Origin of the sequence: Collinsella sp. CLA-ER-H10 (assembly GCF_040092475.1) — a bacterium.
Lineage (GTDB): Bacteria > Actinomycetota > Coriobacteriia > Coriobacteriales > Coriobacteriaceae > Collinsella.
In genome coordinates this window covers 1-957 of sequence record NZ_JBBNLM010000049.1, presented here as the reverse complement: position 1 = coordinate 957, position 957 = coordinate 1, and the positions used below count along the sequence as shown (strand labels likewise).

The window sequence follows — 957 nt, the reverse complement described above, 5'->3', positions numbered from 1 at the left end:
CGATGATGAAGGTCATGCTGGCCATCCCCTGCATCGAGCTGGTCCTGGCCATCGTCGCGACGCTGGTGCCGTTCTCCGCCGCCGAAATCGGCGACAAGGTCCCGATGATCGTCATCTTCATCGTGCTCGTGCTCATCGGCGAGGTCGTCCGCGTCGTCAGCGCCAGGGGCCGCAAGGAAGAGTACAAGGGCCTCACCCCCGAGCTGGCTGCCCAGCGTCTCGCTGAGGAGGCCGCCGAGGCCGAGGAGAACTAGAGCACCCGGTTCTGGGACTCCGATCCTCCTCGCGTACCAACGTGCGCTTCGTCGGGCTTGTCGCTCCCGACTCCGGGCACTCCGGCCTCTTCGGAGGCGTGCCCAAGCGACAGGTTTGCTAACCATTCCCTGGGGTGGGTGTGAGCTATTGCTCCGGTAACCACCGCCCACCCCAATCTCTCTCCCGTATCCTTCGTGCGTTTTGTCTCCGCGCACCGGGTTACGTCGTCGCTTGCCGGTGCGACTCCGTGAAAACCGGCGCCGGGCGCCCCGACCTTTGCCGGGGAACGGGCGCCTACCATCTCTTGGTTTTAGGCTGCGGGTAACCCGCCCGCGGCAAACGATCGTTCGATTTGGAGGAAATCTTATGCGTACGATCACCGAGTCCGAGTCCACCCCCAGGGCCGACGGCTTCTTCATGCCCGCCGAGTTCGCCCCGCAGGACCGCGTGTGGATGGGCTGGCCCCACCGCACCGACACCTGGGCCCACGGCGCCAAGCCCGCCCAGAAGCAGTATGCCGCCATCGCCCGCGCCATCTCCGAGTTCACCCCGGTCTACATGTGCGCCAACCAGGCCGACTACGCCAACTGCAAGGCCGCCTTCGAGAACGACGAGAACGTCACCGTCATCGAGATGACCACCGACGACGCCTGGTTCCGCGACACCGCCGCCACCTACGTCATCGACGGCAAGGGCGAGAAG

Annotated in this window: 1 protein-coding gene and 1 pseudogene; both read left to right on the top strand. The window is 65.5% G+C overall.

All coding sequences use genetic code 11. The annotated features are described in order from the left end of the window. A pseudogene (locus AAAX36_RS09435) lies at window positions 1-254 on the top strand (amino acid:proton antiporter); the annotation flags it as partial. Window positions 255-621: 367 nt separating this feature from the next. Next, window positions 622-957 (top strand): agmatine deiminase family protein (locus AAAX36_RS09430; RefSeq protein ID WP_349075287.1); only part of this gene is annotated, 336 nt, incomplete at its 3' end.